This is a genomic window from Streptomyces sp. NPDC104313 (assembly GCF_055583985.1).
The window spans coordinates 134,035-157,971 of sequence record NZ_JBVJMW010000001.1; the positions used below are offsets into that span (position 1 = coordinate 134,035).

The 23,937-nt window shown below is 71.9% G+C and carries 28 protein-coding genes and 1 pseudogene; 5 read left to right on the forward strand and 24 right to left on the reverse strand.

Annotated features, from left to right (window positions below; genetic code table 11):
- Positions 1-16: 16 nt before the first annotated feature.
- From lgt to hisI, 11 genes are all read right to left on the reverse strand, one after another.
- Complete coding sequence (lgt, locus tag ACZ60Q_RS00585) at positions 17-997, reverse strand: prolipoprotein diacylglyceryl transferase (protein ID WP_469626277.1); 981 nt, start codon at positions 995-997, stop codon at positions 17-19.
- A gap of 96 nt (positions 998-1,093) precedes the next feature.
- Positions 1,094-1,942 carry a DsbA family protein gene (locus ACZ60Q_RS00590; RefSeq protein WP_469626279.1) on the reverse strand — a complete coding sequence of 283 codons (849 nt, stop codon included), beginning with the start codon at positions 1,940-1,942 and terminating at the stop codon, positions 1,094-1,096.
- A gap of 74 nt (positions 1,943-2,016) precedes the next feature.
- The gene (gene trpA, locus ACZ60Q_RS00595) at positions 2,017-2,829 is read right to left on the reverse strand and encodes a tryptophan synthase subunit alpha (protein ID WP_469626282.1); all 813 of its coding nucleotides are present in this window, start codon (positions 2,827-2,829) and stop codon (positions 2,017-2,019) included.
- Positions 2,826-4,112, reverse strand: coding sequence for a tryptophan synthase subunit beta (gene trpB, locus ACZ60Q_RS00600; RefSeq protein WP_469626285.1), 1,287 nt, complete (start codon positions 4,110-4,112; stop codon positions 2,826-2,828). Before trpB ends, trpA begins: the two co-directional genes overlap by 4 nt.
- Before the next feature lie 145 nt (positions 4,113-4,257).
- The gene (trpM, locus tag ACZ60Q_RS00605) at positions 4,258-4,470 is read right to left on the reverse strand and encodes a tryptophan biosynthesis modulator TrpM (RefSeq protein WP_469626288.1); all 213 of its coding nucleotides are present in this window, start codon (positions 4,468-4,470) and stop codon (positions 4,258-4,260) included.
- Between the two features lie 18 nt (positions 4,471-4,488).
- Positions 4,489-5,298, reverse strand: coding sequence for an indole-3-glycerol phosphate synthase TrpC (trpC, locus tag ACZ60Q_RS00610; RefSeq protein WP_469626292.1), 810 nt, complete (start codon positions 5,296-5,298; stop codon positions 4,489-4,491).
- A 135-nt stretch (positions 5,299-5,433) separates the two neighbouring features.
- Positions 5,434-6,108: a DUF2752 domain-containing protein gene (locus tag ACZ60Q_RS00615; protein ID WP_469626295.1), complete on the reverse strand. Its 675-nt coding sequence runs from the start codon at positions 6,106-6,108 to the stop codon at positions 5,434-5,436.
- 95 nt (positions 6,109-6,203) lie between these two features.
- Complete coding sequence (locus ACZ60Q_RS00620) at positions 6,204-6,455, reverse strand: HGxxPAAW family protein (RefSeq protein WP_469626299.1); 252 nt, start codon at positions 6,453-6,455, stop codon at positions 6,204-6,206.
- 110 nt (positions 6,456-6,565) lie between these two features.
- The gene (locus ACZ60Q_RS00625) at positions 6,566-7,240 is read right to left on the reverse strand and encodes a TIGR02234 family membrane protein (protein ID WP_469626303.1); all 675 of its coding nucleotides are present in this window, start codon (positions 7,238-7,240) and stop codon (positions 6,566-6,568) included.
- 14 nt (positions 7,241-7,254) lie between these two features.
- A complete protein-coding gene (locus tag ACZ60Q_RS00630) occupies positions 7,255-8,748 on the reverse strand; it encodes an anthranilate synthase component I (RefSeq protein ID WP_469626306.1) in 1,494 nt (497 codons plus the stop codon).
- A gap of 9 nt (positions 8,749-8,757) precedes the next feature.
- A complete protein-coding gene (gene hisI / locus ACZ60Q_RS00635; RefSeq protein WP_469626308.1) occupies positions 8,758-9,138 on the reverse strand; it encodes a phosphoribosyl-AMP cyclohydrolase in 381 nt (126 codons plus the stop codon).
- Positions 9,139-9,222: 84 nt separating this feature from the next.
- On the opposite strand from hisI, the gene ACZ60Q_RS00640 reads away from it, so the two are divergent.
- The gene (locus tag ACZ60Q_RS00640; RefSeq protein ID WP_469626311.1) at positions 9,223-9,855 is read left to right on the forward strand and encodes a TIGR03085 family metal-binding protein; all 633 of its coding nucleotides are present in this window, start codon (positions 9,223-9,225) and stop codon (positions 9,853-9,855) included.
- Between the two features lie 24 nt (positions 9,856-9,879).
- Here ACZ60Q_RS00640 and ACZ60Q_RS00645 read toward each other — a convergent pair whose 3' ends face one another.
- The 5 genes and pseudogenes from ACZ60Q_RS00645 to ACZ60Q_RS00665 all read right to left on the reverse strand — a co-directional run bounded on the left by ACZ60Q_RS00645 (position 9,880) and on the right by ACZ60Q_RS00665 (position 13,869).
- The gene (locus tag ACZ60Q_RS00645; protein ID WP_469626314.1) at positions 9,880-11,160 is read right to left on the reverse strand and encodes an MFS transporter; all 1,281 of its coding nucleotides are present in this window, start codon (positions 11,158-11,160) and stop codon (positions 9,880-9,882) included.
- 30 nt (positions 11,161-11,190) lie between these two features.
- Positions 11,191-11,778, reverse strand: coding sequence for an ArsR/SmtB family transcription factor (locus ACZ60Q_RS00650; protein ID WP_469626317.1), 588 nt, complete (start codon positions 11,776-11,778; stop codon positions 11,191-11,193).
- A 129-nt stretch (positions 11,779-11,907) separates the two neighbouring features.
- Positions 11,908-12,150: pseudogene (locus ACZ60Q_RS00655) on the reverse strand (helix-turn-helix domain-containing protein); the annotation flags it as partial.
- A gap of 108 nt (positions 12,151-12,258) precedes the next feature.
- On the reverse strand, positions 12,259-13,110 hold the full coding sequence (locus ACZ60Q_RS00660) for a helix-turn-helix domain-containing protein (protein WP_469626320.1): 852 nt from the start codon (positions 13,108-13,110) through the stop codon (positions 12,259-12,261).
- A 12-nt stretch (positions 13,111-13,122) separates the two neighbouring features.
- The gene (locus tag ACZ60Q_RS00665) at positions 13,123-13,869 is read right to left on the reverse strand and encodes a DUF6879 family protein (RefSeq protein WP_469626323.1); all 747 of its coding nucleotides are present in this window, start codon (positions 13,867-13,869) and stop codon (positions 13,123-13,125) included.
- A gap of 169 nt (positions 13,870-14,038) precedes the next feature.
- On the opposite strand from ACZ60Q_RS00665, the gene ACZ60Q_RS00670 reads away from it, so the two are divergent.
- Together ACZ60Q_RS00670 and ACZ60Q_RS00675 are read left to right on the forward strand one after the other, a co-directional pair.
- Positions 14,039-14,242 carry a hypothetical protein gene (locus ACZ60Q_RS00670; protein ID WP_469626326.1) on the forward strand — a complete coding sequence of 68 codons (204 nt, stop codon included), beginning with the start codon at positions 14,039-14,041 and terminating at the stop codon, positions 14,240-14,242.
- Entirely contained in the window at positions 14,239-14,478 is a 240-nt protein-coding gene (locus ACZ60Q_RS00675) for a hypothetical protein (protein WP_469626329.1), read from the forward strand. The genes ACZ60Q_RS00670 and ACZ60Q_RS00675 overlap by 4 nt, the downstream gene beginning before the upstream one ends.
- A gap of 575 nt (positions 14,479-15,053) precedes the next feature.
- On the opposite strand, the gene hisF is transcribed toward ACZ60Q_RS00675, so the two are convergent.
- Genes hisF through hisD form a run of 8 tightly spaced genes read right to left on the reverse strand, consistent with a single transcriptional unit; the run spans position 15,054 to position 20,886 of the window.
- Positions 15,054-15,809 (reverse strand): imidazole glycerol phosphate synthase subunit HisF, encoded by a 756-nt coding sequence (gene hisF / locus ACZ60Q_RS00680; protein WP_469626332.1) that lies wholly within the window; start codon positions 15,807-15,809, stop codon positions 15,054-15,056.
- On the reverse strand, positions 15,806-16,237 hold the full coding sequence (locus ACZ60Q_RS00685) for a RidA family protein (RefSeq protein WP_469626334.1): 432 nt from the start codon (positions 16,235-16,237) through the stop codon (positions 15,806-15,808). Before ACZ60Q_RS00685 ends, hisF begins: the two co-directional genes overlap by 4 nt.
- On the reverse strand, positions 16,234-16,959 hold the full coding sequence (gene priA, locus ACZ60Q_RS00690) for a bifunctional 1-(5-phosphoribosyl)-5-((5-phosphoribosylamino)methylideneamino)imidazole-4-carboxamide isomerase/phosphoribosylanthranilate isomerase PriA (protein ID WP_469626337.1): 726 nt from the start codon (positions 16,957-16,959) through the stop codon (positions 16,234-16,236). Before priA ends, ACZ60Q_RS00685 begins: the two co-directional genes overlap by 4 nt.
- Positions 16,959-17,600: an imidazole glycerol phosphate synthase subunit HisH gene (hisH, locus tag ACZ60Q_RS00695; RefSeq protein WP_469626340.1), complete on the reverse strand. Its 642-nt coding sequence runs from the start codon at positions 17,598-17,600 to the stop codon at positions 16,959-16,961. The genes priA and hisH overlap by 1 nt, the downstream gene beginning before the upstream one ends.
- Positions 17,601-17,610: 10 nt before the next feature.
- The gene (locus ACZ60Q_RS00700; RefSeq protein ID WP_003969742.1) at positions 17,611-17,778 is read right to left on the reverse strand and encodes a hypothetical protein; all 168 of its coding nucleotides are present in this window, start codon (positions 17,776-17,778) and stop codon (positions 17,611-17,613) included.
- Positions 17,775-18,371 carry an imidazoleglycerol-phosphate dehydratase HisB gene (gene hisB, locus ACZ60Q_RS00705; protein WP_093686685.1) on the reverse strand — a complete coding sequence of 199 codons (597 nt, stop codon included), beginning with the start codon at positions 18,369-18,371 and terminating at the stop codon, positions 17,775-17,777. Before hisB ends, ACZ60Q_RS00700 begins: the two co-directional genes overlap by 4 nt.
- Positions 18,368-19,567 carry a histidinol-phosphate transaminase gene (locus ACZ60Q_RS00710; protein ID WP_469626343.1) on the reverse strand — a complete coding sequence of 400 codons (1,200 nt, stop codon included), beginning with the start codon at positions 19,565-19,567 and terminating at the stop codon, positions 18,368-18,370. The genes hisB and ACZ60Q_RS00710 overlap by 4 nt, the downstream gene beginning before the upstream one ends.
- Positions 19,564-20,886 (reverse strand): histidinol dehydrogenase, encoded by a 1,323-nt coding sequence (gene hisD, locus ACZ60Q_RS00715; RefSeq protein WP_469626345.1) that lies wholly within the window; start codon positions 20,884-20,886, stop codon positions 19,564-19,566. Before hisD ends, ACZ60Q_RS00710 begins: the two co-directional genes overlap by 4 nt.
- 185 nt (positions 20,887-21,071) lie before the next feature.
- Here hisD and ACZ60Q_RS00720 point away from each other — a divergent pair, with 185 nt between their 5' ends.
- Together ACZ60Q_RS00720 and ACZ60Q_RS00725 are read left to right on the forward strand one after the other, a co-directional pair.
- Entirely contained in the window at positions 21,072-22,673 is a 1,602-nt protein-coding gene (locus ACZ60Q_RS00720; protein WP_469626348.1) for an oxidoreductase, read from the forward strand.
- A gap of 219 nt (positions 22,674-22,892) precedes the next feature.
- Positions 22,893-23,933, forward strand: coding sequence for a hypothetical protein (locus ACZ60Q_RS00725; protein WP_469626350.1), 1,041 nt, complete (start codon positions 22,893-22,895; stop codon positions 23,931-23,933).
- Positions 23,934-23,937: the final 4 nt, after the last annotated feature.

Consider the following 23,937-nt stretch of genomic DNA (forward strand, 5'->3'; position numbering starts at 1 on the left):
CCCGAGGGGCGGCCGGTCAGCTCTTCTCCGCTGCTCCGGCCGCCTGGGTGCTCTCGGCGGTGGCGTCCTTGCCGGGCTCGTCCTTCGTGAGCGGGTCCTTCTCGGCGGCGTCCGCCTTCGCGGTGCCGTCCTCGTCGGCCGGGCCGTCCTCGTCGGCGCCGTCCTTCTTCGCGGGGGCGGCGTCCCGGTCGGGCTCGACGATCTCCTCGCGGCCCGGTCGGGTCTTCGCGGAGATCACGATGTAGACGACGGCGAGGACGAAGACGATGATCGCGGTCCACACGTTCAGCCGGAGACCGAGGATGTGGTGGGCCTCGTCGACCCGCAGGTACTCGATCCAGCCGCGTCCCGCGCAGTAGGCGGCGACGTACAGCGCGAACGCCCGTCCGTGGCCGAGCCGGAAGCGGCGGTCGGCCCAGACGACCAGGAGCGCGACGCCGATGCACCACAGCGACTCGTACAGGAAGGTCGGGTGGTAGGTCCCGGCGACCCGGTTCGGGCCCTCGCTGATCTCCAGCGCCCAGGGGAGGTCGGTGGGCTTGCCGTACAGCTCCTGGTTGAACCAGTTGCCCCAGCGGCCGATGGCCTGGGCGATGGCGATGCCCGGGGCCAGCGCGTCGGCCCAGGCGGGCAGGGGGATGCCCCGGCGGCGGCAGGCGATCCAGGCTCCGACGGCGCCGAACGCGATGGCGCCCCAGATACCGAGGCCGCCCTCCCAGATCTTGAAGGCGTCGACCCAGTCCTCACCGTCGCTGAAGTACAGCTGGTAGTCGGTGATCACATGGTAGAGCCGGCCGCCGACGAGGCCGAAGGGCACCGCCCAGACGGCGACGTCGGCCACGGTGCCGGCTTTGCCGCCCCGGGCTACCCAGCGCTTGTTGCCGAACCAGACGGCGACGAAGACACCGATGATGATGCAGAACGCGTAGCCGCGGAGCGGGATCGGGCCGAGCTCGATCACGCCGGTCGACGGACTGGGGATGAAGGCAAGATTCATGGCGGTGTCGACGCTACCTTGCCGAGTGGTGGGTACGGCAAGCTCTCCGGCAACTTCTGGGTAACGAGGACCGCCCCACGGGCGGGTGGGGCGCGCTCAGGAAGCGGGGGCCGACGACGGTCCGGCCGGGTCCGACGGGGTGGCGGTGCCCGGCTTCTTGCCCTTGTTGGCCGCGGCGACCCACTTCTTCAGGTTCTCCGGGGAGATCTGCTCCTCGCCCTTGGCCGGGAAGACGGACTCCCCGTTGAGCAGCACCGTCGGCGTGCCCTGGAAGCCGCCCTCGCGGAACGCCGTGTCGGACTTCTTCACCCAGCTGTCGTGCTCGCCGTCCTCCACACAGCTGCGGAAGCCCGGCGTGTCGAGTCCCCCGACCTCGCCGGCCAGCTCGATCAGCCGGCTGTTCTTGCCGAAGGCGTCGTCCGGCTCCGGAGGCTGGTTGCCGAAAAGCACGTCGTGGTACGGCGCGAACTTGCCGGCGTCCTGGGCGCAGGCCGCGGCGTTGGCGGCGCGCAGCGACCCGGTGCCGCCGAGGTTGCCGTCGATGATCGTGGCCAGGTGGTACTCCACCTTGACCAGGCCGTCGTCCGCCAGCTCCGTGATGGTGTCCCGGAAGGCGGTCTCGAACTGGGCGCAGACGGGGCAGCGGAAGTCCTCCCAGATCGTGAGGGTGGACGGGGCGTCGGCGGCGCCGACCGGCACGGTCAGGGCGTCCTCGCCGATCGCGCCCGAAGGGGCGACCGCCGGGCCGGAGGCCGTGCCACCGTCGTCGTCCTTGCCCGCGTTGGCCGCGATCAGGCCGACCACGGCGGCCAGGGCGAGCACCCCGACCACCGCCGTGGCGACGATCAGGGTCCGGCGGCGCTTCTCGCGCCCCTTCTCCCGCTCGCGCTGCTGTGCCAGGCGCTCGCGCGCGCTTCTGTTTCCCTCAGGGATCTTGTCGCTCACACCCGGGGAACGAACCGGGGAGGCATCTGCGCGCCTCCCCGATCCATAATCCACCCATTCGGGTGATTCAGGGCTCAGCCCTTTCGAACACCTTCGGCCAGTTCGCCCGCCAGGGCGCGGACGGCGGCGAGACCGGCGGCCTCGTCGGGGGCGTCCAGCATGGCCTTGACGAAGGCCGAGCCGACGATCACGCCGTCCGCGAACCCCGCGACCTCGGCGGCCTGCGCCGCGTTGGAGACACCGAGGCCGACGCAGACCGGGAGATCGGTGGTGGCGCGGGTGCGTCCCACCAGGTCCTGGGCCTGGGCTCCGACGGAGGCGCGGGTGCCGGTGACGCCCATCAGGGACGCGGCGTAGACGAAGCCGCTCCCGGCCGCCGTGATGGTGGCGAGGCGGGCGTCCTGGCTGCTGGGGGCGACGACGAACACGGTCGCGAGGCCGTGCTTGTCGGCGTGCTCGCGCCACAGCGCGGACTCCTGGACCGGCAGGTCGGGCAGGATGCACCCGGCGCCGCCCGCCTCGGCGAGCTCGGCGGTGAAGCGCTCGACGCCGTAGCGGTCGATGGGGTTCCAGTACGTCATGACCAGGATCGGGACACCGGTGGCCTCGTACGCCTCGCGGACCGTACGCATCACGTCGGCGATCCGGACGCCGCCCCGCAGGGCGATGTCGTCGGCGGTCTGGATGACCGGCCCGTCCAGGACCGGGTCGCTGTGCGGGAGCCCGATCTCGACGATGTCCGCGCCGCCCGCGATGACGGCCTTGACCGCTTCGATGCCGCCGTCGACGGTCGGGAATCCCGCCGGGAGGTAGGCGATGAGCGCCGCTCGGTCCGCGGCCCTGGTGGCGGCCAGGGTGGTGTTCAACAGCTCGATGTTGCCGCTCACTTGGCGTCCCCCTCGATCTCGGCGCGGTCGCTGTCGGCGTCCGCCTCGACGGCGGCGTCGGTGTCGTAGAGCCCGAAGTAGCGGGCGGCGGTGTCCATGTCCTTGTCGCCGCGGCCGGACAGGTTGATGAGGATCAGCCCGTCCTTGCCGAGCTCCTTGCCGAGGTCCAGCGCACCGGCGAGCGCGTGGGCGCTCTCGATGGCCGGGATGATGCCCTCGGTGCGCGACAGCAGGCGCAGGGCCCGCATGGCCGCGTCGTCGGTGACGGCGCGGTACTCGCCGCGCCCGACGTCCTTGAGGTACGCGTGTTCCGGGCCGATGCCGGGGTAGTCCAGTCCCGCCGAGATGGAGTACGGCTCGGTGATCTGGCCCTCGTCGTCCTGGAGGACGTAGGAGCGCGAACCGTGCAGGATGCCGGGCTCCCCCGCGGTGAGGGTCGCCGCGTGCTCGCCGGTCTCCACCCCGTGCCCGGCGGGCTCGCAGCCCACCAGGCGGACATCGGCGTCGGGGATGAAGGCGTGGAAGAGGCCGATGGCGTTGGAGCCGCCGCCGACGCAGGCGACCGCCGCGTCCGGGAGGCGGCCCGCGCGCTCCAGGATCTGGCGGCGGGCCTCGACGCCGATGACGCGGTGGAAGTCGCGGACCATCGCCGGGAAGGGGTGCGGGCCCGCGACCGTACCGAAGAGGTAGTGCGTGCGGTCCACGTTGGCGACCCAGTCGCGGAACGCCTCGTTGATGGCGTCCTTCAGCGTCCGCGAGCCGGACTTCACGGCGACGACCTCGGCGCCGAGCATCCGCATCCGGGCCACGTTCAGCGCCTGGCGCTCGGTGTCGATCTCACCCATGTAGATGGTGCATTCGAGGCCGAAGAGGGCACAGGCGGTCGCGGTGGCGACGCCGTGCTGGCCGGCCCCGGTCTCGGCGATGACACGGGTCTTGCCCATGCGCCTGGTGAGGAGGGCCTGGCCCAGCACGTTGTTGATCTTGTGCGAGCCGGTGTGGTTCAGGTCCTCGCGCTTGAGGAAGATCCGGGCGCCGCCCGCGTGCTCGGCGAAGCGCGGGACCTCGGTCAGCGCGCTGGGCCTGCCCGTGTAGTGGACCATGAGCTCGTCGAGCTCGGCGGCGAAGGCGGGGTCGGCCTTGGCCTTGTCGTACTCGACAGCGACCTCGTCCACGGCGGCGACCAGCGCCTCCGGGATGAACTTGCCGCCGTACGCGCCGAAATAGCCCTCGGCGCTGGGAATCAGACCCTCGGGGTCCGGAATGAAGAAGTCGGACGACATACGACGTGCTCCTTGGCATGGCAACGGATGGATGCACCGTATGCGCGGAGCGGCGAGCGCCACCGCGACCGGCGTGCGGTCACAGCGGTGCGGTCGTACGTACGAGAAGAACGGTGTCTGGTGCGGTACGTCGGCCGGGGCTCGCCTACAGCGCGGACCCCGCGCGCCATCGCATGCCGTTCACCTGGCCGGGCTCGTCGCCGATGACGTACCGGACGCGCCGGCCGTGCACGCGCCGGGCGGGGGCGCGGCAGCCGCGGGGGCGGCAGCCTCGCGCCAGCGGGGCGTGCGGGTCCCGGGCCGAAGACCCGGCGGGGCCGAGGCCCGGCCGGGTGCGGGGCACGGGACGTCCGGTCATGGTCGTTGCGTCCCCCGGTCAGCCGCGGCCGTGGCGGAGCGCCGGGTGGGCGCCCGCGGCGACGAGGTCGGCGACGGCGGCGCGCGGGTCGCGGCCGGTGACCAGCGACTCGCCGACCAGGACGGCGTCGGCGCCCGCGTTGGCGTACGCGATCAGGTCGTGCGGGCCCCGGACACCGGACTCGGCGACCTTGACGATGTGGTCGGGGATCTCGGGGGCGACGCGCTCGAAGGTGGAGCGGTCGACCTTGAGGTCCTTCAGGTTGCGCGCGTTGACGCCGATGATCTTGGCTCCGGCGTCCACGGCCCGCTCCGCCTCCTCCTCGTCGTGCACCTCGACGAGCGGGGTGAGCCCGATCGACTCGGCGCGCTCGATGAGGGAGACCAGGGCCTCCTGGTCGAGGGCGGCGACGATCAGCAGGGCGAGGTCGGCGCCGTAGGCGCGGGCCTCCCACAGCTGGTACGAGGTGACGATGAAGTCCTTGCGCAGGATCGGGGTGTCGACCTTGGCGCGGACGGCCTCCAGGTCGGCGAGCGACCCGCCGAAGCGGCGCTCCTCGGTGAGGACCGAGATGACGGACGCGCCGCCCGCCTCGTAGTCCGCGGCGAGCGCGGCCGGGTCGGCGATGGCGGCCAGGGCCCCCTTGGACGGGGACGAGCGCTTGACCTCGCAGATGACGGTCACGCCTTCACCGCGCAGGGCGGCGACTCCGTCCTTGGCCTGGGGAGCACGGGCCGCGCGCTCCTTCAGCTGGTCGAGGCTGACGCGCGCCTGCCGCTCCGCGAGGTCGGCGCGAACGCCGTCGATGATCTCGTCGAGCACACTCACGCGAGAGGCCCCCTTCCGAACGGTTGACGGTGAACAGGATCAGCCCTGCCGATGGTATCCGCAGGATGCCCCGGGGCTCGCATCCGGCCACGTCGCGTCCCACTTCCTGGTCATTCAGCGGGCCGGCCCGCTGATTCAGGGAGCGAGCGCCGAGCCGAACGGCAGATTCCGGACCACGGTGAAGATCAGCAGGACGGCGCCCACACCCCACCACCAGAGGGGCGCCAGACCGATGCGCAGGGGCTGTCCGCGCCAGGCCCGGACCAGCCAGAGGACCCAGACCGCGGCGAAGAGGAAGTAGCCGGCGGTGGCGATCGCGTTCGCGGAGAACGCCGCGCCGAGATCGCCGTGGATGAAGGCGTGGGCGCTGCGCAGCCCGCCACAGCCGGGGCAGAGGACCCCGGTCAGCTTGAGGAGCGGGCAGAGCGGGTAGTGGCCGGACTCGTTGGGGTCGACGGTGCCGACGTAGGCGAAGGCGCCCGCGACGGCGGCGAGGACGCCGAGCGGGGTGAGGAGGCGGCGCGGGCGGGTGGGCGGCGCGGGGCGGGTGGGCACCGGCGAGGCTCTCCCGCCCGAGGGACCTGTGAGCTCCGGGCCCACCCCGGCGAGGGTTCCGTCCTCGAACGCCGGACGGGCCGAAGCGGGCGGGGCCGTGTCCGGGGCCGGGCGGACCGTCAGCGGCATGTTCCGGGGGCCGACGCCGTGCGGCGCCGCTTCCGGGCGGGCCGGGTCGGGGCCGGGACCCGGCGGCGGCGGCTCCGTTTCCGGGTCCGGCGGCTGGGCGGCGGAGGGGGCAGGCGAGGCGTCCACCCGCTGATTGTCCCCCGCCGACGCGAAAAGGCGCAGCCCCGGGTGAGGGCTGCGCCTGTCGGCGTGTCGGTCGCCGGGCCGGGCCGGCGTCCGGGTCAGTGGGAGATCTGCGCCCGCCCGGCGCGCTCCCTGGCCTCGAGCATCTCGGCCGACTCCTTCGGCATGCCGAGGCCGGCCACCTTCATGGCGAGGCCCACGAGACCGCCGGCGAAGATGACGGCGATACCGGCCCAGAAGCCGAGCGGGTTGGCCGCGACCATGAAGACGCCTGCGACGCAGAAGCCGATGAACGCGATGATGACACCGGTCCAGGCGGCCGGGGTGTGTCCGTGGCTGTTGCCCGCCATGAGTTGCTCCTCGTGGTGTTGCCCTGTGGGTGACGCTGTACGTGTGGCCGCCGCCCGGGGACGGCTCGGTCTCATTGTCCCGTACGGGACTGCGGGAGGTGAGCGTGGGGTCAGGCCTCGCGCGTCGGGTCCTCGCCGCGGTCCAGGGCCTTCCACAGGTCCTCGGGCCGGTCCGGGTCGGGGGCGGTGCGGGGCGCCCTGCCGGGGCGGGGGGTGCCGTCGCGCTCGTACTTTCCGGACATGGCGGGCCAGCGGCTGCCGTAGCGCAGCGCGAGGAGCCCGGCCAGCAGGATCAGCAGGCCGCCGGCGGCGGTGACGTAGGGCCAGGCGGTGTGGCCGATGGCGTGGATGGTGGCCGCCGCGTCGCCGGTCGTCCTGGCCGCCTCCTCGTCGAGGGCCGTGTTGTCGGACGCGCCGGCCCAGGCGCCGATGGTGGCTCCGAGGCCGCTGAGGGCGAGGAGGGTGGCGACGATCCGTCGGCCGGCGCCGCGTACGGCGAAGACGGCGACGAGCGCGGCCAGTCCGACGACGGCCAGGGCGGCCGGGACGCCGGTGACGTCCTGGCCGTCGACGGCCAGCGGAAGCGCGCCGCCGCCGGTCGCCGCTTCGCCCTCGGCCCAGGTCTGCCCGGAGGCGAGGAGGACGACGGTCGCACCGGCCGCGCCGAGGAGCAGACCGGCCGCGAGGCTGCGGCGGTTCCTCGCGGAGTCGGGCGCGGCGCCGGACGCGGAGTCGGCGGTTCGGGCACGGGGCTGGGGTACGGGTACGGCGCTCACGCCCTCCACTATCCCCTACCGGTTCAACGGTCGTGGAGCCGGTTGGCGGTATGGACGGCGCGGAGCACGGCCGCCGCCTTGTTGCGGCACTCGGTGTCCTCGGAGACCGGGTCGGAGTCGGCGACGACCCCGGCCCCGGCCTGGACGTACGCGGTGCCGTCGCGGAGCAGGGCGGTCCGGATGGCGATGGCGGTGTCGGAGTCCCCGGCGAAGTCGAGGTAGCCGACGCAGCCCCCGTACAGTCCGCGGCGGCTCGGCTCCAGCTCCTCGATGATCTGCATGGCCCGGGGTTTGGGGGCACCGGAGAGGGTGCCCGCGGGGAAGCAGGCGGTGAGGACGTCGAAGGCGGTGAGGTCCTCCGTGACGCGGCCGGTGACGGTGGAGACGATGTGCATCACGTGGGAGTAGCGCTCGATCGACATGAAGTCGACGACCTCGACGCTGCCCGGTTCGCAGACCCGGCCCAGGTCGTTGCGGCCGAGGTCGACGAGCATCAGGTGCTCGGCGCGCTCCTTGGGGTCGGCGAGGAGCTCGTCGGCGAGCGCCTGGTCCTCCTGCGGGGTGGCGCCCCGGTGCCGGGTCCCGGCGATCGGGTGGACCGTGGCCCGGCCGTCCTCGACCTTGACCAGGGCCTCGGGGCTGGAGCCGACGACGTCGAACCCGTCGAAGCGGAAGAGGTACATGTACGGGGACGGGTTGGTGGCCCGCAGTACCCGGTAGACGTCCAGGGCGCTCGCCGTGCACGGGGTCTCGAAGCGCTGGGAGGGGACGACCTGGAAGGCCTCGCCCGCCCTGATCCGCTCCTTGATGTCCACGACGGCGTCCCTGTAGGCCTCGCCGCCCCACAGCGCGGTGTACGGCGGCAGCTCGGACGGGGGCAGGACGGCGGGGGCGTTCTCGACCGGGCGGCGCAGGTCCCGCTCCATCGCGTCGAGGCGGGCGACGGCGTCCGCGTGCGCCTCGTCGACGCCGGTGTCGAGGTCGTTGTGGTTGATCGCGTTGGCGATCAGCAGGACGGTGCCGTTCCGGTGGTCGAGGACGGCGAGGTCCGAGGTGAGGAGCATGGTCAGCTCGGGCAGCTTCAGGTCGTCGCCGCCGTGCTCGCCGATCCTCTCCAGGCGGCGGACGACGTCGTAGCCGAGGTAGCCGACCATGCCGCCGGTGAACGGCGGCAGGCCCGCGTCGCCGACCAGGTCGCGCGGGGTGTGCAGGGTCTCGACGGTGGCGCGCAGCGCGTCCAGCGGGTCGCCGGTCGCGGGGACGCCGACAGGCGGGGTGCCGAGCCAGTGGGCCTCGCCGTCGCGGGCGGTGAGGGTGGCATCGCTGCGGACGCCGATGAAGGAGTAGCGCGACCAGGTCCGGCCGTTCTCGGCGGACTCCAGGAGGAAGGTGCCGGTGCGTTCGGCGGCGAGCTTGCGGTACAGGCCGACCGGGGTGTCGCCGTCCGCGAGGAGACGGCGGCTGACGGGGACGACGCGCCGGTCGACGGCCAGTTTGCGGAAGGTGTCGAGATCCATGGCCGGACCTTAGCTGTCGAGGAGGTGCAGGAGGTCGGCGTCGAAGCAGGTGCGGTCTCCCGTGTGGCAGGCGGCGCCCGTCTGGTCGACCTTGACCAGCACGGTGTCGGCGTCGCAGTCCAGGGCCACGGACTTCACGTGCTGGACGTGACCGGAGGTGTCGCCCTTGACCCAGTACTCCTGGCGGCTGCGGGACCAGTAGGTGCAGCGGCCCGTGGTGAGGGTGCGGTGCAGCGCCTCGTCATCCATCCAGCCGAGCATCAGCACCTCGCCGGTGTCGTACTGCTGGGCGATGGCCGGGACCAGACCGTCGGCGCCGCGCTTGAGGCGGGCGGCGACGGCCGGATCGAGGCTGCTGGGGGGCGGCGGGGCGCCGGGCGTGCTGGTCATGGGCCCATTGTGCCGTGACCGCGAGGCCTTTCCCGGCGGACGTCCACTGGGCGGACCCCGGGTGACGGTCGTACGCTGGCGGGCATGTCGACCCATGCGAAGCGTGAACGTCTTCTGCTCGCCGATCTGTTGGAAGCGGCCGGCCCCGAGGCCCTGACCCTGTGCGACGGCTGGAAGACCCGCGATCTGGCCGCCCATGTGGTGGTCCGCGAACGCCGCGCGGACGCGGCGGGCGGGCTGCTGGTGAGCGCGCTGAAGGCCCGGCTGGAACGGGTGCAGGCGGAGTTCGCGGCGAAACCGTACGAGGAACTGATCCAGCTGATCCGCACCGGTCCGCCCCGGTTCTCCCCGATGTCCCTCAAGCAGATCGACGAGGCGGCGAACACCGTCGAGTTCTTCGTCCACGCGGAGGACGTGCGCCGGGCCCAGCCCGACTGGTCGCGCCGCGAGCTGGACCCGGTCTTCTCCGACGTGCTGTGGTCACGGACCGAGAAGACGGCCCGCCTGCTGGGCCGCAGGTCCCCGGTGGGCCTGGTGCTGCGCCGCCCGGACGGCCAGACGGCGGTGGCCCACAAGGGGGCCCCGGTGGTGACGGTGACCGGGGAGCCCGCCGAGCTGCTGCTGTACGCGTTCGGCCGGCAGGGCGCGGCGCATGTCGAGGTGGAGGGCGACCAGGCGGCGGTGGAGCGGCTGGGGGCGGCCGAGCTGGGGATGTAGGCCCGGGGCTCCGGGGGTGCCGGGTCAGCGGGGCAGTTCGGCGCGGCGGAGTTCGGTGAAGGCGAGGCCCACCGCGCCGCCCGCCGCGCACACCGCGGCGCTGACGGCGTAGACCGGCCCGGTGCCCCAGAGGGCCGCGGCGGCCCCGGTGGCGGGGTAGCTCAGCGGGATGAGCGCGTAGGTGAAGAGCGTCGACACGGAGGTGACCCGGCCCAGGTACGCCGGGGCGGCGGCGGTCTGGACGAGGGCGGCGCCCAGCGCACCGGCCAGCCCGATGGAGAGGCCGACGAACGCGGCGGTCGCGGCGGCGAGGGCGACCGAGGGGGCCTGGGCCAGGCCGGCGATGCCCGTCGCGCCGACGAGGACCGTCAGGCACATCACCCGGCCCGCCTGCGGCACCCGGCCCCGGACGGCGAGGAGGAGGGCGGACCCGGCCGCGCCGGAGGCGAATCCGGCGACGATCCAGCCCATGCCGGCCGCACCCCAGCCGCGCTGCTCGGAGAGCAGGATCAGCCCGAGGTTGAGCGGTCCGACGAAGCCGAGTTCGCTGAGGCCGATGACGATCATCAGCGGGCCGAGCACGGGGTGGCGGCGGATGTGCCGCAGCCCGTCGACGAGGTCCTGCCGGGCGGTCGGCGTCTCCCCGGTGGCCGGCTGTGTCCCGCGGTCCCCGGCCGGCGTCCCACCGTGCCGCACGGGCGCGGGCAGCGGTCCGATCCGCAGGCGCAGGAGCAGCGGCAGCGAGAGGGTGAAGAGCAGACCTGCGGCGGCGAAGGCGAGCGCGGGCCCGCCCGTGGCCACGGCGACCCCGCCCAGCGGCGCGCCCACGATGGAGGCGCCGCGTGCGGCGAGTCCGCGCAGGCCCTGGATCCGGGCGAGCTGGCCCGGAGGGCTGATCCGGGGCGGCAGGGCTCCGACGGCGGGCAGGAACAGGGCGTCGACCGCGCCGAAGAGCAGGGCGACGGCCACCAGGACGCCGACGGTGGGCGCGGTGAGGACCAGGGTCGCGGCGAGTGTGAGAACCAGGACCGCGCGGGCGGCGTCGCTGCCGATGACGACGCGGCGGGGCCCGATCCGGTCGGCGAGCACTCCCCCGCCGAGCATCAGGAGCGCCCGGGGTATCGAGCCGGCGGCGAGGACCAGGCCGGTGCCCGAGGCGCTGCCGGTGCGGGCGGCGGCCCAGGCGAGAGCCATGAAGTAGATGCTGTCGCCGATCATCGACGCGCTGTACGCGCCGAGCCAGCGCAGCACGTTGGGGTCGCGGTGGGCGGGGTGTTCGGGCGCTTCCACGGCGCTGACGGTCATGGGTTCGTCCTTCCGGGAGGGGTGGCGGGCTCAGGGGCGGAAGGGGAATCCGTACGTGTGCAGGGCGACGCTCTCCCGGCCCTCCGTGTCGCTCGCCTCCTCGCGGGCGCGGCCCGCCTCCTCGTAACGGTCGATCAGCGCGCCCATCTCCCGTCCGAGGGCGGCCAGTTCCTCCGCGGTGAGGCGCAGGAGGTTCTCCGCGCTCCAGGAGGCGCCGCGCCATTTCGCGTCCCAGGTGTGCCGTGCGTCCTGGTGGGCCCGGTAGAGCTCGACGTGCTGGTCGAAGGACATCCGGCCGGCGGCGGCGTAGACGGCCGCCTTCTCCGGCGCGTCGTCGAAGTCCGTGTCGCTGAAGGTCAGCCCTCGGGAGGACGGCTGCCACCAGCGCTCCCGGCCGTCGGTGCCCTGGCCCTCGGCCGGTTCGATCAGCCCGTGGTCGGCGAGCTTGCGCAGGTGGTAGCTGACGAGGGAGACCGCCTCGTCGACCTGGTCGGCGAGCTGGGAGGCGGTGGCGGTGCGCTTGATGTGCAGGGCTCGGTAGAGCTTCAGGCGCAGGGGGTGGCCGATCGCCTTGAGGGTGTCGAGGTCGGAGACGCGGCGTCGTTCTTCATGGGGCATGACAGGACCGTAGACGCACAGGAAAAGTTGCGCAAGATTAATTGCGCAATATTTGTTTCGTGATTCTCCGGTCGCAGCGGGCCTCTTCCGCTTCGCTGTGGCGGAACTCTTCCCTCGTTGCGGAACCCTTCAGTTGCCGAGCAGCAGCCGCACCGCCAGGGCGAGGGAGACCTCGACCGCGTCCCGGAGGCGGGTGAGGCAGCGGCCGGTGAGCTGCTCGAAGCGTCGGAGACGGTTGAGGACGGTGTCGCGGTGGCAGTAGGGCCTCGCGCCCGCCCGTTGCGCCGAGCCGTCCGCGTCCAGCCAGGCGGTGAGGGTCTTGACGATGACGTCCCGGTCGGCGGGGCCCAGCCGGTCCAGCGGCCCCAGCACCCATCATGCAGCGTGCCCCGGTGCCATCTGTCGCCGATCCAGACCTCCATGTGTAAGAGATGCATGGCGTACAGACTCCCCCGACCGACCTGGACCGGACACGTCGCGTCAACGCGAGTTCAGCGCGCGCCTGGCTGCGTTGATGACGTTGTGGGCATCGGCCACGTACACGGCCGACTCCCGAAGGGTCTTCCAGACCTTCACGTACAAGTCGATGTTGTCTGCATCGTCCAACCACATCTCGGCGTGCCAGTCCTCCGCGACCACCAGGCGGTCATCAAGGACCCAGAAACCGTTGGCGGGCACGATCTTGACCGACGCCGTGAACGGGATCACGCCCAGCTCCACCGTGTCCATGCCGATCATTCCGGTGAGGCGGTCGAGCTGGGCGACCAGCACGGAGGGCGGGCAGATCAGCGACCGCAACGCGGCTTCCCACATCAACACGTGCAGCTTGCCACCAGGGCGGTACAGCCACTCCTGCCGCTGTGCCCTGGAGCGCACGGCGGCCTCGATGTCGCTGGCTCCGCCGAGCAGCTCCGCATAGCGCTGGACGACATGGCGGGCGTACTCGGGGGTCTGCAACAGACCGGGGATTACCGATTCTTCCCAGATCCACATCTGTGACGTGCGATCGATCTCCGCGCTCAAGCCCTCGTGCAGCGGCTTGAACCCGTTCGACAGCGCTCTGCGCCATGACCTGATGTGCGACTCGAACCCGGCCAGCCGGGCGGCAAGCTCGGCGTACACGCCCGGCTGCTCCGTCGCGTCGGCCCATGCCCTCAGGTCCTCGGGAGTGGCCGTCTGTTTGCCGTTCTCCAGCTTGCTGACCTTGGAGCCCTGCCAGCCGAGCCGCTGGGCGAGCTGCCGACCGGTGAGTCGACCACCGGGGCACGAGAAGCGGAGTTCGCGGAGTCGCACCCCCAGGGCTTCCCGTGCCTGCTGATAGTCAGTGCTCACCGGCCACGCGCTCTATTCGGTCGCGGCCACCTGCGCCGCGAACTGGTCGAACGGGACCGCGTGGTGCATGGCTGCGTCGCGGACGATGGCGTACCGCACGACCTCAGCCGGTTCGGTGATCAGCTCAATGTCGAGCATGTTGTCCTGGTCGTCGAAGTGCAGCAGGGCGACGATGCGCGAGTCGAAGATCCAGAAATCCTCGGCGGGCAGGTCGGCAGTGTCCTCGCGCCACAGGTAGCGCATGTCCTCGCCGACCGCCGCGTTGTGCCGGGCGTAGTCGAGTAGGAACCGCTGCTCGGTGGTGGGCGGGTTGTCGGCGATGCGGACACGACCGACCGTTTTGCCCCCGTCTGTCTGCGCCTTGATGTTGACGAACCACGGCTCGTTGGGGTCACAGGGCGAGGAGCCAGTGGCCAAGAATTCTTGGAAGTCGGGGTCCTGCCGGTCGGACGCGTAACCGCGCCGCGTCTCCAGTCGCCAAGCGGTGTGCTTGAAGGCCTCGAAAAGACACCGGAAGGTGGCCCGGTCGACAAACTCCGGCACCCGCTCCATCTCCTTCGGCCCCCAGTTCACGAGCAGTTCGCGCGGCACGACCACCGCCGCATCGTCCGGCCCGAAGTGCTGGAGCTGTGCGATGTCTCCGGGGTCAGTGACGGGCGCGCCTTGAACAATGATCTCACCGGTGCCCTCATCCGTGTGCAGGGCGGGGCAACCGTCGACCTTGCTGTCTGTGCCGGTAAAGCGCAACTGACGAGCCATGACGCTCTCCTTTCCAGGGGTGTTGATCAACAGCATGGCCGGAGCCCCAGCTCGGTTCTACGGGATCAGGCGAGGTACGTGAGAAAACATCAGCAATCTTCATGACCTACCGAGCAAATTCGAGCAAACAGCATACCGCCGGGCAACAGCACACTTCTAACGTCGGTTCATGGCCATCAAGGAACAGCAGGACATCGACCCCTTGGTGGCGATGGAGTCTCTGCGGGCAGCGCTGACCGGAGTCGGGATCGTTTTTCCCTCGCTGCGAGCAGACCCCGCATCCCCCACGCCGAAGCTCGTCGAGCCGGGGCGCGTGCACTCCGACGTGGCCGCCCGCCTGGCCGAAGCGCTTAAGCGAGGAGGCCGAGAGTGACCCAGCACAAGAAGCCAACGACGACCCTCAGCCACGGCGCGCTGCCCTACCCGCGCGGAACCCTCGTGATGGACACGGTCTCGGAGCGAACCGGCCTGCTGGTGGGCGTGATCGAGGAGCGCTACAAGTCGAACGGCAAGCTGCACAAGAGCCAGGCGTTCATGGTGCCGGAAGGCGGCGGCATCGAATGGGACGTGCCGCTGGAGCGCATCAAGCGGGCCGAGAAGCCGAAGTGATGACGCCGACCGAGGTGGCCGCCCCCGTCGGTCCGGGAGACCGGATTGACTACGAGGGGCAGGGAATGAACTGCTGCTCACGCTGCCGGAGTTGTCCGCGTAGCACGCGCTTCTCCCGCGCCCGTCACTCAACCCACGAAGCAGCGGGCGCGGTCGCGCTGCAACAGTGCCTGAGGATCACAGTTGGCGCTTCGCACCTGGGGGCCCGGCCACGCCGGGAACCAGGACGCAGAGCCCCGTTGGAGCTTCGGAGTCCCCATCTGTGCCTGCTTTCAGTGATCGTCGCCATGGTGGCTGGGCTCCTCATCCACACGCCAGGCGCACCCAAGGCCACTGCCGTCCTGTACGGGGGCGGTACGTTCGCCGGGTCCATGCTCCTCGCGCTGACGGCGCTGACGGCGCTGACGGCGCTGACGGCGCTGACGGCCATCGACGCCCGGTGCACACGCGACAGCCCCGGAGAGACGACTCTCCGGGGCTGTGCGGGTGTCAAGCGGCGACGCGGAAGCGGATCGGAGCCAGGGAGGCACCTCCGGAAAGAGGTGGGGGCGGACCGGTGATACCGCCGTAAGGGCTCAGCGGACCGGGTGGCCCGCTTCCCGCAGCGCGCCCTTGACCTCGGAGATCCGCAGGTCGCCGAAGTGGAAGACGGAGGCGGCGAGCACCGCGTCGGCCCCCGCCTCGATCGCCGGGGCGAAGTCGGCGAGCCGGCCCGCGCCACCGGAGGCGATGACGGGGACGGTGACGTGCCCCCGTACCGCCTCGATCATCTCCGTGTCGTAGCCGTCCTTCGTGCCGTCGGCGTCCATCGAGTTGAGCAGGATCTCGCCCGCGCCCAGCTCGGCGGCCCGGTGGGCCCACTCGACGGCGTCGATGCCGGTGCCCTTGCGGCCGCCGTGCGTGGTCACCTCGAACGTGCCCCGGGGGGTGCGTCGGGCGTCCACCGAGAGCACCAGGACCTGGCGTCCGAAGCGTTCGGCGATCTCGCGGATGAGGTCGGGACGGGCGATGGCGGCGGTGTTGACGCCGACCTTGTCGGCCCCGGCACGCAGCAGCCTGTCGACGTCGTCCGGAGTGCGGACGCCGCCGCCGACGGTGAGCGGGATGAAGACCTGCTCGGCGGTGCGGCGGACCACGTCGTACGTCGTCTCGCGGTCGCCGCTGGAGGCGGTGATGTCGAGGAAGGTCAGCTCGTCCGCGCCCTCGGCGTCGTACAGCTTGGCCATCTCCACGGGGTCGCCCGCATCCCGCAGATTCTGGAAGTTGACGCCCTTGACGACCCGGCCGTTGTCGACGTCCAGGCAGGGGATGACCCGTACGGCGAGGCTCACTTCGCGCCTCCCCGGTAGGCCTCGACCTCGACCTCGACGACCAGGCTCGGGTCCACGAAACCGGACACGATGATCATGGAGGCGGCGGGGCGCACGGCGTCGAACAGCTCCTTGTGGGCGCGGCCGACGTCCTCCACGTCCCGGGCGTGCGTGATGTACATCCGGGTGCGGACGACGTCGTCGCGGGTGAGGCCGACCTGCTCCAGCGCCGCGAACGCGACGTCGAAGGAGGTGATCGCCTGCTCGTAGGGGGAGCCTGCGGAGATCTGGCCGTTGATCATGGAGGTGCAGCCGGCCACCAGGACGAGGCCGTTGGGGAGCTCGACCGCGCGCGAGTAGCCGAACTTCTCCTCCCAGGGCGCGCCGGTGGAGATCCGGCGTACGGCGGATCCAGCGGCAGCGCCTGCCGTGTCGGGGGAATCGGTCATGCGGCGACCGCCCTGAGAGCCTCTTCCATCGTGAACGCCTTCGCGTACAGCGCCTTGCCGACGATCGCGCCCTCGACGCCCTCGGGGACGAGGAGGGAGATCGCGCGGAGATCGTCGAGCGAGGAGACCCCGCCGGAGGCGACGACCGGGCGGTCGGTGGCGGCGCAGACGTCCCGCAGCAGGCCGAGGTTCGGGCCCTCCAGGGTGCCGTCCTTGGCGATGTCGGTGACGACGTAGCGGGCACAGCCCTCGGCGTCGAGGCGGGCGAGGGTCTCGTAGAGGTCGCCGCCGTCGCGGGTCCAGCCCCGGCCGCGCAGGGTGGTGCCGCGGACGTCCAGGCCGACGGCGATCTTGTCGCCGTGCTCGGCGATGACCTTGGCGACCCACTCGGGGGTCTCCAGGGCGGCGGTGCCGAGGTTGACCCGGCGGCAGCCGGTGGCGAGGGCGGCGGCGAGCGAGGCGTCGTCGCGGATGCCGCCGGACAGCTCGACCTTGATATCCATGGCCCCGGCGACCTCGGCGATCAGGGCGCGGTTGTCGCCGGTGCCGAAGGCGGCGTCCAGGTCGACGAGGTGCAGCCACTCGGCGCCGGCGCGCTGCCAGGCGAGGGCGGCCTCCAGCGGGGAGCCGTAGGAGGTCTCGGAGCCGGATTCGCCGTGCACGAGACGGACGGCCCGGCCGTCGCGGACGTCGACGGCGGGGAGCAGTTCAAGCTTCGGCATTACAGCGTCTCGATCCAGTTGGTCAGCAGCTGGGCGCCGGCGTCGCCGGACTTCTCGGGGTGGAACTGGGTGGCCCACAGCGCACCGTTCTCCACGGCGGCCACGAACCGTTCGCCGTGCGTCGCCCAGGTGACCTTGGGGGCACGGATCTTGGCGTTGGTCACTTCGAGGGACCAGTCGTGGGCCGCGTAGGAGTGCACGAAGTAGTACCGCGCGTCGGCGTCCAGGCCCGCGAAGAGCCGGGAGTCCTCGGGTGCCTCGACGGTGTTCCACCCCATGTGCGGGACGACATCGGCCTTCAGGGGACCGACGGTACCGGGCCATTCGTCCAGGCCCTCGGTCTCCACGCCGTGCTCGATGCCGCGCTCGAACAGGATCTGCATCCCGACGCAGATGCCCATGACGGGGCGCCCGCCGGAGAGCCTGCGGCCGACGATCCAGTCGCCGCGGGCCCTCTTGAGGCCGTCCATGCAGGCGGAGAACGCGCCGACGCCGGGGACGAGGAGCCCGTCGGCGTTCATCGCGCGGTCGTAGTCGCGGGTGATCTCGACGTCCGCGCCGACATGGGCGAGGGCCCGCTCGGCGGATCGGACGTTGCCGAAGCCGTAGTCGAAGACGACGACCTTCTTGGTGTCTGTCACAGCGTGCCTCTCAGTCCCACAGTCCCTGGATCCGCAGGATGCCCGCCACCAGGCACATCACGGAGCCGATCGACAGCAGCACGATGACGCCCTTGGGCATCCCCTGCTTCGCGAAGGAGTAGACGCCGCCGGCCAGGAAGAGGCCGACGACGATCAGGATGGTGTTGAGGCCGGTCACAGGGCGCCCTTCGTGGAAGGCAGGATGCCGGCGGCGCGCGGGTCGTGCTCGCAGGCGTAGCGCAGGGCGCGGGCGAGGGCCTTGAACTGGCACTCGACGATGTGGTGGGCGTTGCGCCCGTACGGCACGTGGACGTGCAGGGCGATCTGCGCCTGGGCGACGAAGGACTCCAGGATGTGCCGGGTCATCGTCGTGTCGTACTCGCCGATCATCGGCGCCATCTTCTCGGGCTCGGTGTGCACGAGGTAGGGGCGGCCGGAGAGGTCGACGGTGACCTGGGCGAGCGACTCGTCCAGCGGGACGGTGCAGTTGCCGAAGCGGTAGATGCCGACCTTGTCGCCGAGGGCCTGCTTGAAGGCGGCGCCGAGCGCGAGGGCGGTGTCCTCGATGGTGTGGTGGCTGTCGATGTGCAGGTCGCCCTCGGTCTTGACCGTGAGGTCGAAGAGGCCGTGGCGGCCGAGCTGGTCGAGCATGTGGTCGTAGAAGCCGACCCCGGTGGCGACATCGACCTTGCCGGTGCCGTCGAGGTTGATCTCGACGAGCACGGATGTTTCCTTCGTGGTGCGTTCCACGCGGCCTACGCGGGGGCTCATGCGTCGTGCTCCTTCTTCAGTTCGCGTACCGCATCGAGGAACGCGTCGTTCTCTGCCGGTGTTCCCGCGGAGACCCGCAGCCATCCCGGTACGCCGTTGTCCCGGACCAGGACGCCCCGGTCGAGGATCCGCCGCCAGACGGCGTGGCTGTCGTCGAAGCGGCCGAACTGGACGAAGTTGGCGTCCGAGTCGGTGACCTCGTACCCGGTGGCGCGCAGCTCGTCCACCAGCCGGTCGCGCTCGCTCTTGAGCTGCGCGACGTATCCGAGCAGCGTATCGGTGTGCTCCAGGGCTGCGAGCGCGGTGGCCTGGGTGACGGAGGAGAGGTGGTACGGCAGCCGCACCAGTTGGACCGCGTCGACCACGGCCGGGTCGGCGGCGAGGTAGCCGAGGCGGAGGCCTGCCGCGCCGAACGCCTTGGACATGGTCCGGGAGAGGACCAGGTTGCGCCGGCCCTCGATCAGCGGGAGCAGCGAGGGGTGGTGGCTGAACTCGCCGTAGGCCTCGTCGACGACGACCATCGAGGGCCCAAAGGCCTGTGCGGCCTCGTACAGGGCGAGGACGGTCTCCGCGTCGACGGCGGTGCCGGTGGGGTTGTTGGGCGAGGTGATGAAGACGACCTCGGGGCGGTGCTCGGCGATGGCGGCGCGGGCGGCCTCGACGTCGATGGTGAAGTCGTCGTCGCGCGGTCCGGAGATCCAGCCGGTGCCGGTGGACCGGGAGATCAGGGCGTGCATGGAGTAGGAGGGTTCGAAGCCGAGCGCGGTGCGGCCGGGTCCGCCGAAGGTCTGGAGCAGCTGCTGGAGGACCTCGTTGGAGCCGTTGGCGGCCCACACGTGGGCGGTGCTGACCTCGTGTCCCGCCGTGCGGGTCAGGTAGCGGGCCAGTTCGGTGCGGAGCTCGATGGCGTCCCGGTCGGGGTAGCGGTTGAGGCCGCGGGCGGCCTCGCGGACCCGCTCGGCGATCCGGTCGACCAGTGCCTCGGGGAGCGGGTAGGGGTTCTCGTTGGTGTTGAGGCGTACGGGGACGTCGAGCTGGGGGGCTCCGTACGGGGACTGGCCGCGCAGTTCGTCGCGGATGGGGAGCTCGTCCCAGGGGTTGCGGGTGGGAAGCCCGTCCCCGGAGTCGCGGGAGTCCCCGGAGTCGCGGGAGTCACGGGAGTCCCCGGAGTCGCGGGAGGTGCTGTCGTACGTCACTGCTGTGGAACCTTCCAGCCGAACCTTGCCTTGAGGGCCGCGCCGTGGGCGGGGAGGTCCTCCGCCTCGGCGAGGGTCACGACGTGGTGGGTGACCTCGGCGAGCGCGTCGCGGCTGTAGTCGACGATGTGGATACCGCGCAGGAAGGACTGCACGGACAGGCCCGAGGAGTGGCAGGCGCAGCCGCCGGTGGGCAGGACGTGGTTGGAGCCGGCGCAGTAGTCGCCGAGCGAGACGGGCGAGAAGGGGCCGACGAAGATCGCTCCGGCGTTGCGGACCCGGTCGGCGACGGCCGCGGCGTCGGCGGTCTGGATCTCCAGGTGCTCGGCGCCGTACGCGTCGACGACCTTGAGTCCGTCGTCGAGGGAGGAGACCAGGACGATTCGGGACTGGCGGCCGGCGAGGGCGGGCTCGACCCGGTCCTTGATGTGCTTGGTGGCGGCGACCTGGGGGACCAGCTCGGCCTCGGTGGCGGCGGCCAGCTCCTCGGAGTCGGTGACCAGGACGGCGGCGGCCATCGGGTCGTGCTCGGCCTGGCTGATCAGGTCGGCGGCCACGTGCACCGGGTCGGCGGTGGCGTCGGCGAGGATCGCGATCTCGGTGGGCCCGGCCTCGGCGTCGATGCCGATGCGGCCCTTGAGGAGGCGCTTGGCGGCGGCGACGTAGATGTTGCCGGGGCCGGTGACCAGGTTGACCGGGAGGCAGTCCTCGGTGCCGTACGCGAACATCGCGACGGCCTGGGAGCCGCCGGCGGCGTACACCTCGTCGACGCCGAGCAGGGCGCAGGCGGCGAGGATCGTGGGGTGCGGCAGCCCGCCGAAGTCCTTCTGCGGCGGGGAGGCCACAGCGATGCCCTCGACGCCCGCCTCCTGGGCCGGGACGACGTTCATCACGACGGAGGAGGGGTAGACCGAGCGGCCGCCGGGGACGTACAGCCCGACGCGCTCGACGGGCACCCACTTCTCGGTGACGGTGCCGCCGGGGACGACCTGGGTGGTGTGCGTGGTGCGGCGCTGCTCGCGGTGGACGAGGCGGGCGCGGCGGACCGACTCCTCCAGGGCCGCCCGGACGGCCGGGTCCAGCTCCTTCAGGGCACGGGAGATGGAGTCGGCGGGCACCCGGACCGACTCGATCCGGACACCGTCCAGTTTCTCCCCCCAGTCGATCACTGCCGCGGTGCCGCGATGGCGTACGTCCTCGCAGATGGGCCGCACCGTCTCCAGGGCGGCTTCCACGTCGAACTCGGCACGGGGCAGCAGGTCGCGCAGGGCGGCGCCCTCGGGGAGGACGTCACCGCGCAGATCGATTCGAGAGATCACACCGCAATTCTCTCAGACCGCTCCGAGCGGCCGGTCGCCCGTATCACTGGCTGATACCGGTCGCCCGCACCACTGGCCGATACGCGTCTCGGCCATGTCCGGCTGTCACTGCTGACCACTAGCTTTCATGGCGTCACACGGAGGGAAGAACAGCACTACAGCATGTGTGCACGGAGGGAGCGGCCGTGACCGAGCCGCACGAAGGCGACATCCCGGACGGCCTCAGCGCAGCGGAGCTGGGCATGTGGCAGTCCTTCCGCAATGGGACCACCTACGACCTACGCAGTTACGACCCGGCCCACAACGATCCGTTCGCCCCGCAGGTGTGGGGGCCCGAGCGGAGTGTCGGCGCGCGCACGGTGGCGCGGCTGCTGCTGAGCGGTCCGCCGGCCCGGCCCGGCCGGGTGGCGGCGCTGAAGCTCCGGGGGGTGCGGATCACCGGGAAGCTGGATCTGGCGGGCGGCCGGGTGGCTCCGTACGTGGAGCTGACCGGCTGCCGCTTCGAGCAGGAGGTGGTGCTCCCCGAGTGCCACTTCACGACCCTGCGGCTGGTGGGGTGCGCGCTGCCCCGGCTGGAGGCCGCGCGGCTGCGCACGGAGGGCGATCTGCATCTGCCGCGCTGCCGGATCGACCGGGGAATCCGGCTGACCGACGCCCAGATCGGCACGGACCTGCTGATCAACCAGCTCAGTGTCGGCCCGGACCGGCACGGGCGGGCCGTCGTCGGGGACGGTATGGCGGTCGCCCAGGACCTCCAGGCCGAGATGATCGAGACGCTCGGCGAGCTGAGCCTGCGCGGGGCGAAGGTGGGCGGTTCGCTGAGCCTGCGCGGCAGCCGGCTGCGGGCCGCGGAGGACCGTCGCGCGCTGAACGCCCCGCAGCTGACGGTCGAGCGCACGCTCTACATGACCGAGGCGTGGGTGAGCGTCGACACGGGGAACCAGGGCACCACTCCCCCGTACGGCGTGGTCTACGCCCCGACGCCGGCCCGCGGCACCCGCTCGCAGATCTTCGAGTGCCGGGGCGGGGTGCGGCTGGACGACGGGCGGTTCGGGGACGCGGTGGACCTGCACAAGGCCCGGTTCACCATGACCCGGCAGGAGGAGCTGTCGCTGCGCCGGATCGTGACGCCGGAGCTGCGGTTCAACGCGGAGCGCCCGGAGGAGGGCCGGGTCGTCCTGAACGGCGCGAAGGTGGTGACCCTGATCGACCTGTCGACGAGCTGGCCGGGCCCGGGCGGTCTGGCGATGGGCGGCTTCGTCTACGAGAACCTCGTCCCCTACGGCCACTTCCCGCTCTCCCGGCGGCTGGAATGGGTGCTCGCCGCGACCCCGGAGTACGTCCCCGAGCCGTACGAGCGGCTGGCCACGGTGATGCGCAGCTGCGGCGAGGACGCGGACGCGCGCGAGGTGCTGCTGGCCAAGCAGCGTCGCCGCCGCGAGACACTGCCGCCCGCCGCGAAGGCCTGGGGCTATCTCCAGGACTGGACGGTGGCGTACGGCTACCGGCCTGGGCGGGCCGCGGTGTGGATGGCGGTGCTGTGGGCGGCGGGCACGGCGGCGTTCGCACAGCACGTTCCGTCCTCCATCAAGGGCGAGGAGCATCCGCAGTGGAATCCCGCCCTGTACGCGCTGGATCTGCTGATTCCGGTGATCAACCTCGGGCAGGACGGGTACTGGCGGATGGAGGACGCCTGGCAGTGGGCCGCGGCCGGTCTGGTACTGGTGGGGTGGGTTCTGGCCACCACCGTGGCAGCGGGGGCGTCCCGGATGCTGCGCAGGGGCTGACCCCGAAGGGCTCTCCATCCGGCCGTGGGCGGTCGGGGACAGGGACCCGGCCGCCCGCACCGCGCGACCGGAGGGAGGGGCGATCATCACGGGAGGGTGCGATCAAGCCAGCGAAGGGCATTTCCTTTGCCCTTTCTTGACCTGGTCCGATACAACCCATCCACTCGGCACAGAAGCTTCACAGCACATCTCTGGCGCGGCCCTCACCAGCGCTTTTCAATGGTCTGCACCATGGCATTCCTTCGCGCTCTGCTCAGTACCGCGCGCATGATCCGGCACAGCCCTCCGCTGTCCGCCGGACTGCCCGCGGATGACGCGGTGCTGCTCGACGCCCCCGACGAGCGGCTCTCCCCCGCGCTGGTCTCCGCTGCCCTGGGCGACTACGAACCGGCCGCCAAGCTGCTCGCCACCACCCGGGACGCCGCCGACTGGGAGAACCGGGACCGCTACCTCGGCCGGCTCGTCGTCTTCGCCCGCGGCCGGGACGGCTGGCTCGTCGACTGGCTGGCCGCCGCCCCACGCGATCCGGACGCGCTGCTGGTCAAGGCGGAGCTGTCGGTCCACCGGGCCTGGGAGTCGCCCGCCCGCGCGGAACGGCTCCGCGAGGTCGGCCCGCTGATCACCGCCGCCGCCGACGCGGACCCGCGCGACCCCGTGCCGTGGCGGCTGGCCCTGGACCACGCACGCGGCACCCACGCCACGCACACCGCCTTCGAAGCGTTGTGGGAGCAGGCCGTACGGCGCTCCGCGCACCATTACGGCTGCCATGTGGCGGCTCTGCGCTACCTCTCCGCCGCCTGGTACGGCTCGCACCGCGAGTGCTTCGACTTCGCCGAGCAGGCCGCCGAGGACGCGCTGCCCGACTCCCTGGTGCAGGCCCTCCCGGTCCGGGCGGCCTTCGCGCTGCTCCTGGACACCCCGGCGGCGGGCCGCACCACCTCCGTACTGGAGGAACGGATCGACACGGCGTCCGACCTGGCGATCAGGCTCTCCGCCGCCTACCGGCCCGGCGATCCCTGGCCGGCCGAGGTCCGCAATCTCCTCGCGTACGTCCTGCTCGCCCGGGGCCGGTGGGCGGAGGCCCTGCACCAGTTCAACCTGATCGGCCTGCACGCGACGTCGTTCCCGTGGTCGTCGGTGTCCGAGGACGCGCTCGGCCGGTTCCTGGAAGCGCGGGACAGCGCACGGCTCCGGACGGCCTCCCTGCCCCCGCCTGGCGACCGGGCCGACCACGGCCGCCCCCGGGGCCATTACGCTTGACCGT